Source organism: Cellulosimicrobium sp. CUA-896 (genome assembly GCF_001942335.1).
GTDB lineage: Bacteria > Actinomycetota > Actinomycetes > Actinomycetales > Cellulomonadaceae > Cellulosimicrobium.
Genome location: NZ_MKKH01000032.1, coordinates 22,018 through 29,807, shown reverse-complemented (window position 1 = coordinate 29,807; position 7,790 = coordinate 22,018). Strand labels below are relative to the sequence as shown.

At 73.9% G+C, this 7,790-nt stretch carries 5 protein-coding genes and 1 pseudogene; 5 read left to right on the top strand and 1 reads right to left on the bottom strand.

The window, feature by feature from the left end; all coding sequences use genetic code 11:
- Positions 1–329 precede the first annotated feature (329 nt).
- A complete protein-coding gene (locus tag BJF88_RS11095) occupies positions 330–1,496 on the top strand; it encodes a DUF4192 domain-containing protein (RefSeq protein ID WP_075828828.1) in 1,167 nt (388 codons plus the stop codon).
- A 772-nt stretch (positions 1,497–2,268) separates the two neighbouring features.
- Complete coding sequence (locus tag BJF88_RS22110; RefSeq protein ID WP_075828827.1) at positions 2,269–3,852, top strand: RNA polymerase sigma factor; 1,584 nt, start codon at positions 2,269–2,271, stop codon at positions 3,850–3,852.
- Between the two features lie 230 nt (positions 3,853–4,082).
- Here the strand turns inward: BJF88_RS22110 and BJF88_RS11080 are convergent, their stop codons facing one another.
- Entirely contained in the window at positions 4,083–4,301 is a 219-nt protein-coding gene (locus tag BJF88_RS11080; protein ID WP_083649059.1) for a hypothetical protein, read from the bottom strand.
- 183 nt (positions 4,302–4,484) lie between these two features.
- Between BJF88_RS11080 and BJF88_RS11075 the strand changes: the two are divergent.
- The 3 genes and pseudogenes from BJF88_RS11075 to BJF88_RS11065 all read left to right on the top strand — a co-directional run bounded on the left by BJF88_RS11075 (position 4,485) and on the right by BJF88_RS11065 (position 7,786).
- Positions 4,485–6,612: pseudogene (locus BJF88_RS11075) on the top strand (type IIA DNA topoisomerase subunit B).
- Positions 6,613–6,704: 92 nt separating this feature from the next.
- On the top strand, positions 6,705–7,193 hold the full coding sequence (locus BJF88_RS22105; protein WP_083649058.1) for a DUF4430 domain-containing protein: 489 nt from the start codon (positions 6,705–6,707) through the stop codon (positions 7,191–7,193).
- Positions 7,190–7,786: a DUF6580 family putative transport protein gene (locus tag BJF88_RS11065; RefSeq protein WP_075828825.1), complete on the top strand. Its 597-nt coding sequence runs from the start codon at positions 7,190–7,192 to the stop codon at positions 7,784–7,786. The genes BJF88_RS22105 and BJF88_RS11065 overlap by 4 nt, the downstream gene beginning before the upstream one ends.
- Positions 7,787–7,790: the final 4 nt, after the last annotated feature.

Genomic DNA, 7,790 nt, shown 5'->3' with positions numbered 1-7,790 from the left:
CGGGGTCCCGGGCGCGGCGGCGTGCTCCGCGTCGGCCGGCCCGCGGGCGCGAGGTGCCGGTCGCGCCCGGCCCGGGTGCCGCAGTCGTGGTGCAGCCCGTGACGGCGGCGACGAGGACCGCGACGGCGACGGCGCGCGACGCGGGGTGCGGTCGCCGGCGCGGCGGTCGTGGGGGCACGCCGACACCGTAGTGGTCGCGACCGGCGCGAGCCAGCACCGTCCCGCAGCGCCGACCACAGCCCGCGACGCGCGCCGCTCCGCCCTCCCGCCGTCCACAGCGGTGCGGCGGTCGGCTGCGCGGCGCCCGCGGTGCGCGGTGGGATGGGCGCATGACCACGCTGATCCGGGCCCGTGGCCCCCGCGAGCTCCTCGCCTACGTCCCGTACCGCCTCGGCTACCGCCCGCGCGACAGCGTCGTGCTCGTGGGCCTGCGGGGTCCGCGCGGCCGGGTCGGTCTCGTGGTCCGCGTCGACGTGGAGGACCTGGCCGACGTCGAGCGGGGTCCGCAGGTCGCCCGCACCGTGCTCGCGCACCTGGCGGCCGACGGCGCGGGACGCGTCGTGCTGGTGGCCTACACGGACGCGCCCCTGCGCGCGGCGGTCCCGACGGCGGCGCGGGAGCGGGCGGCGGTCGAGCATTGCCGCGAGGCCGTCGAGTCGCTGCTCGGGCCGACCGACGTCTGGGTCGTCTCGTCCACGGGATGGTCGGGCCTCGACTGCACCGACCTGACGTGCTGCCCGGCCGACGGGCGTCCGCTGCGCGAGCTCGAGGGCAGCGAGGTGGGCGCCCACATGGTGCTCGCGGGCGAGAGTGTCGCGGACTCGCGCGAGGAGGCCCTGCGGATCCCGCGCGCGACGGCGGACGCGCGCCGGCGCGCGGCCCGTGCCGCACGAAGGGCCCGGGCGCGCCCCGGGGCGCCGCAGCTCGGCACGCTCTCGGGTGTCCCGTCGGGCGCGCCCTCGGCGGGCACGACGGTCGCGTGGCGGCTCGAGGGGCTCCGGGCGTGGCGGAGCGCGACGGCGCTGCTCGCGGACGGGGAGGGCGGCGTCCCGGCGACGTTGCCCGCGACGCTCGTCGGGCGTCTCGAGGCGGCGCTCGAGTCGGTCCCCGTGCGGGACGCCGTCCTGCTGTCCCTCGTGCCCGGCGGGGACGACGACCTGGCGGAGCGCACCGTCCGGGGCGTCGACGCGGAGGCCGGGACCGGCGCCGCGATCGCGCGGCTCGTCGACCCCGCGGTCGCGGTCGTACCGGACCCGTCCCTGACCGGTCCTGCCCGCGTGGTCCTCGAGGCGGTCGTCGCGCACGCGGCGCGCGGCCGGGCGGCGCCCGCGCTGACCCTGCTGGCGCTGGTGGCCTGGTGGCACGGCGACGGTGGACGTGCCGCCGAGAGGTTGCGCGAGGCGCTCGCCGAGGACCCCGCCTACCGGCTCGCGCTGCTGCTGTTGAGCGCGGTCGACGCGGGCGTCCCGCCGGGGTGGGTGCGCGCCCGCGAGTGAGGGCGGCGAACGGTTCGGGTACGGTCGGCTCCGGTGGTGCCTCGCCACCCCGACCGTTCGCCACGAGCCGTCCGCGGAGGACCCATGACCGTCGTCGTCGCCCACCTGAGCACCCCCGAGGGACGGGAGGCGCTCGACACCGCCGCGACCGAGGCGGCCCGGCGACAGGTGGCGCTCGTCGTCGTGGCAGCGGACGCCGCCGGGGCGGCGCCGGAGGTGGCCGCCGCGCGCGCGACGACCTGCGCCGCGTCGAGCAGGGGCTCGAGGGCACCGGTGCCACGCTGCAGGTCGAGACGGGCGGGGCCGACCTCGCGGACGACCTGGTCGCGGCCGCGGAGCGCACGTCCGCGGAGCTCATCGTCATCGGCCTGCGCCGTCGCAGCCCCGTCGCAAGCTCATCCTCGGGTCGAACGCGCAGCGCATCCTGCTCGACGCGCCGTGCCCGGTGCTCGCCGTGAAGCCCGACCCCGGGGCCGGTCGCTGAGCCGGCGTCCCGCGGGAATCTTCGCGGGAGGGTCGCCGTTGTACCAGCAGGCCCGGCTCCGGGTCGTCGGCGCGAACGCGCGACACCGTCCCGTCCTCGACGGACGAGCGAGGTCGCCGGCCACGTCCACGACGCCCGGGGCACGGATCGCCGGTACAATATAGGTGTCCGCCTGAGCCCGACGACTCACCGTACGAGTCGGTGCGAGCCCACGAGGCAGCACGCTCGTCCTGGTTCCGTCCGCTCCTGCGGCCCTACCGCCCCCCACGATTGCCGAAAGGTCGGTTTGTGGCGCCCTCCACACAGATCCCCGCACTCCCGCGCGAGTTCGAGCACCCCGCGCTCCAGGAGCTCCTGCGGCGCGGCAGCGCGAACGGTCGCGTCGACGCCGAGAGCTTCCGCACCGCGTGCGAGCAGGCGGCCGTCAACGACGCCAAGCGCCTGAAGGCGGTGTTCCGTGCGCTCGCCGGCGCGGGCGTCGAGGTCGACATCCCCACGACGAGCGCCGTCGCCGCGGCGGCGAGCCCGCGTGCGACCACGACGGCGCGGGCGGACAAGCCCGCCGCCAGGACGGCCGCGAAGCGCGCGACCACGCGCCGCGCCGCGACCGCCACCACCGAGGCGCCCGAGGACGGCGCTGCCGACGAGGCCGAGGCCACGCCCGCACGCCCCGCGGCGCGCACGGCCCGTGCGACGAAGAGCGCCACGGCCGCCAAGGGTGCCGCGCGGACCACCAAGTCCACGGCGCGCTCGAAGAAGGCGTCGGAGGCGGACACGGGTGCCGACGAGGGCGAGGTCGACCTCGCCGAGGTCGAGGCCGACGACGACGCCGCCGCGGTCGCCGAGGCGACGTCCGTCGGGAAGATCACGCCGGAGGGTGTCGAGGACGGGGAGACCGGCTTCGTCGTCTCCGACGCGGACGACGACGACGCGCCGGCGCAGCAGGTTGTCACCGCGGGGGCGACCGCGGACCCGGTCAAGGACTACCTCAAGCAGATCGGCAAGGTCGCGCTGCTGAACGCCGAGCAGGAGGTCGAGCTCGCCAAGCGGATCGAGGCCGGCCTGTTCGCGGAGGAGAAGCTCGCGGCCGAGGGCGACGACATCGAGCGCAAGCTCAAGCGCGAGCTGCAGTGGATCGCGCACGACGGCAAGCGTGCGAAGAACCACCTGCTCGAGGCCAACCTGCGCCTCGTGGTGTCGCTGGCCAAGCGCTACACGGGCCGCGGCATGCTGTTCCTGGACCTGATCCAGGAGGGCAACCTCGGTCTGATCCGCGCGGTGGAGAAGTTCGACTACACCAAGGGCTACAAGTTCTCGACGTACGCCACGTGGTGGATCCGCCAGGCGATCACGCGCGCGATGGCCGACCAGGCGCGCACCATCCGCATCCCGGTGCACATGGTCGAGGTCATCAACAAGCTGGCGCGCGTGCAGCGGCAGATGCTGCAGGACCTGGGCCGTGAGCCCACGCCCGAGGAGCTCGCCAAGGAGCTCGACATGACCCCGGAGAAGGTCGTCGAGGTCCAGAAGTACGGTCGTGAGCCCATCTCGCTGCACACGCCCCTGGGTGAGGACGGCGACTCCGAGTTCGGCGACCTCATCGAGGACTCCGAGGCGATCGTCCCGGCGGACGCGGTGAGCTTCACGCTCCTGCAGGAGCAGCTCCACCAGGTGCTGGACACGCTCAGCGAGCGCGAGGCCGGCGTCGTGTCGATGCGGTTCGGCCTGTCCGACGGGCAGCCCAAGACGCTCGACGAGATCGGCAAGGTCTACGGCGTCACGCGCGAGCGCATCCGCCAGATCGAGTCCAAGACGATGTCGAAGCTGCGGCACCCGTCGCGCTCGCAGGTTCTGCGCGACTACCTGGACTGACGCGCGAGGACGCAGGTCCGCGACGCGCGAAGGGCCCCGACGACACGGTCGTCGGGGCCCTCGTCCGTGGCGGGCAGGTCCCGTGACGACCGCCACGATCAGGTCCGGTCCAGGGGGCCGAGCACGGTCCGTTCCCGGGAACGCCGACGGCCCGGGACCGTGCTGGTCCCGGGCGTCGTGCAGAGGCTGGGCGGCCGCGCCACACCGTGCGCGGCCTGGTCGGCGAGCGGTCAGACCGTGCCGGCTCCGTGCTCGGCGAGCAGACGGTCGGTCTCGTCCTGGACGTGGGTCGCGACTCCCGTGTAGGCGTCGGCGTGGGCCCGTGCGTGGTGGCCGCAGAACAGCAGCTCGCCGGTCGGCAGGACCACGCGGACGTACGCCTGGGCGCCGCAGCGGTCGCAGCGGTCGGCCGCGGTCAGCGGTTCGGTGGTGGTCGTCGTAGCAGTCACCCGACCATGAAACCATCTTGTCGGGTGCCTGCGCGGCAGAACGGGCCTCGGTTCGCTCCCCGCGTACCGGCCCCCAGGGTGGAATATCTCAGGGCAGTGCCGCGGTGGCGCCGGTCGGGTGCCGCGGCGGCGCACGGCGAGGCGGCGTCGGGCCTGTGGGCCGCCTCGTCTAGGCTGTGCGCCGTGACGACCACCTCCGCTGAGTCCAGCTACACCGCTCGGCACCTGTCCGTCCTCGAGGGCCTCGAGGCGGTGCGCAAGCGACCCGGCATGTACATCGGCTCGACCGACTCCCGCGGCCTCATGCACTGCCTGTGGGAGATCATCGACAACTCGGTCGACGAGGCGCTCGCGGGCAACTGCCGGCGCATCCGCATCGTCCTGCACGCCGACACCTCGGTCACCGTCGAGGACGACGGGCGCGGCATCCCGGTGGACATCGAGCCGAAGACGGGGCTGTCCGGCGTCGAAGTCGTCTTCACCAAGCTGCACGCCGGCGGCAAGTTTGGCGGCGGCTCGTACACCGCATCCGGCGGGCTGCACGGCGTCGGCGCCTCGGTGGTCAACGCGCTCTCGTCGCGCCTGGACGTCGAGGTGGACCGTGGCGGCAAGACGCACCGGATGACGTTCCACCGCGGCGAGCCCGGCACGTTCGCGGACCCGAAAGCGGGGCCGACGCCCGACGCGCCGTTCGAGCCATTCGTCAGCCGCTCCGAGCTCGCGGTCGTGGGCCGGGCGAAGCGTGGCGTGACCGGTACGCGCGTGCGGTACTGGGCCGACCGGCAGATCTTCCCGAAGAACGCTGTCTTCTCCTACGACGAGCTCGTCACGCGGGTGCGCCAGACCACGTTCCTCGTCCCGGGCCTCGAGGTGACGGTCCGGGACGAGCGCGGCCTCCCAGGGACCCCGGCGGAGGACGGACCGCACGAGGAGACCTTCGTCCACCACGGGGGGTCGGTCGACTTCGTCGAGTTCCTCGCCCCCGACACGCCGGTCACCGCGACGTGGCACCTGACGGGGAGCGGCACGTTCACCGAGACCGTGCCCGTGCTCGACGACCGCGGCCACATGACGCCGCAGGCCGTGCAGCGCGAGTGCGAGGTGGACGTCGCGCTGCGCTGGGGCGCGGGGTACGACACCGAGGTGCGCAGCTTCGTCAACATCATCGCGACGCCGAAGGGCGGCTCCCACCTCGGCGGGTTCGAGCAGGGGCTGCTCAAGGTGCTGCGCAAGGCGGTCGAGACGAACGCGCGCCGCCTCAAGGTGTCGACCAAGGACGCCTCCGAGCGCATCGAGAAGGACGACGTCCTCGCGGGTCTCACCGCGGTCGTCACCGTCCGGCTCGCCGAGCCGCAGTTCGAGGGGCAGACGAAGGAGGTCCTCGGCACCGCGCCCGTGCGAGGCATCGTGAGCCGCGTCGTCGAGAAGGAGCTGAACGCGCTCCTGACGTCGACGAAGCGGGACGACAAGACGCAGGCCGCGTTGCTGCTCGACAAGGTGGTCGCCGAGATGCGGGCGCGCATCACGGCGCGCAAGCAGAAGGAGATCTCGCGGCGCAAGAACGCGCTCGAGACGTCCTCGCTGCCGGCGAAGCTCGTGGACTGCCGCAGCGACGACGTCGAGCGCAGCGAGCTGTTCATCGTCGAGGGCGACAGCGCGCTGGGCACGGCGCGCCTCGCGCGCAGCTCCGACTTCCAGGCGCTGCTGCCGATCCGCGGCAAGATCCTCAACGTCCAGAGGCGTCGGTCAGCGACATGCTGCGCAACGCCGAGTGCACCGCGATCATCCAGGTGATCGGTGCCGGGTCCGGCCGGTCGTTCGAGCTCGAGGCCGCGCGCTACGGCAAGATCGTCCTGATGACCGACGCCGACGTCGACGGCGCCCACATCCGCACGCTGCTCCTCACGCTCTTCTACCGGTACATGAAGCCCCTGGTCGAGGCCGGGCGCGTGTTCGCGGCCGTGCCGCCGCTGCACCGCATCGAGGTCATCGGGTCCGGTCGCCGCAAGAACGAGTACATCTACACGTACTCCGAGGCCGAGCTCGCCGCGACGCTGAAGAAGCTGGACAAGGCGGGCCGCCGGTACAAGGAGGACATCCAGCGGTACAAGGGTCTGGGGGAGATGGACGCCGACCAGCTCGCCGAGACCACGATGGACCCGCGGCACCGCACGCTGCGACGCGTCACGGCCGAGCACGCGGAGGCCGCCGAGCGGGTGTTCGAGCTCCTCATGGGCAGCGACGTCGCGCCGCGCAAGGACTTCATCGTCGCCGGCGCGGCGGACTCGACCAGGTGCGCATCGACGTCTGAGAGGTTCGCCCGCGGGACGACGTCGGCTTCCGCACCCGTCCGCCAGTCGGGCGACCCTGCGCGGGGCCGCGCGCGCTCCCTACGCTGTACCGGTGACCCTGCAGACCTTCCGCGAGGCGCCGGCGCGCCCGCTCACCGCCCTCACCTCGCTCCTGCTCGCGGTCGGCCTGCTCGCGGGCTGCGGCGCCTCGGGCGACGACGCCGACGCGTCGTCCTCGCCGACGGTCGCCGAGTCCTCGGCGGGCGACGGAACGTCCGACGCCTCGGCGGACGGCGACGACACGGCGGACGAGCAGGACGCGGACGACCCCGAGGGCCAGGGCGAGGTGCCGGAGCTCTCCTACGAGGGCGAGGACGGGCGCACGGCGCTGGACCTCCTGCTCGAGGCCGACCCGTCCGCCCAGGTGAGCGGTGAGGGCGAGAACGCGTTCGTCACCGCGATCGACGGCGTCGCGGCCGACCCGGACGGCGAGTTCTGGGCGCTGTACGTGAACGGCGAGATGGCGAGTGTGGGAGCCGGCTCGCTCGAGACCGAGGACGGGGACGAGGTCACGTGGAAGCTCGAGGCCTTCACCTCGTGACGCACGACACGGGGCAGCCCGGGCGAGACCTGCTGACGCGATGGTGGCGCCCTGCGCTCGTCATCGGCTTCGTGGCTCTCGCCGTCGTGTGGCGGCTGGTGCGCGCCGATCTCGGTGCACCGCCGAACCTCGAGCTCGTCACCGCGGCGACGTTCGCGGCGACCGTGCTGCTGCGCTCGCGCTGGGCCTTCGTGGTGCCGCTGGCGGTGACGGTCGTGTCCGACGTGGTGCTGGGCAACACCGCGATCGCGCTCTTCACGTGGAGCGCGTGGCTCGTCGTCGGGCTCGGCTCGTTGCTCGCGCGGAGGACCACGGGCTGGCGGCGCGTCGGCGCCGGTGCCGCCTTCGGCGTCGCCGGATCGCTGTGGTTCTTCCTCTGGACGAACTTCGGCGTCTGGTTTCAGGGCCGCGGTACCTGGTACGCCCCGAGGGTCGACGGGCTCGTCGCGAGCTATGTCGCGGGCCTGCCGTTCCTGCGGACGATGCTGCTCGGCAACCTCGTCCTCGTTCCGCTCGTCGCGGCGGGCACCGTGCTCGTCGACCGGCTGGAGGCGTCGCACGGTCTCGCGGTCACCGCGGCCCGGCCCGCCTGAGCCG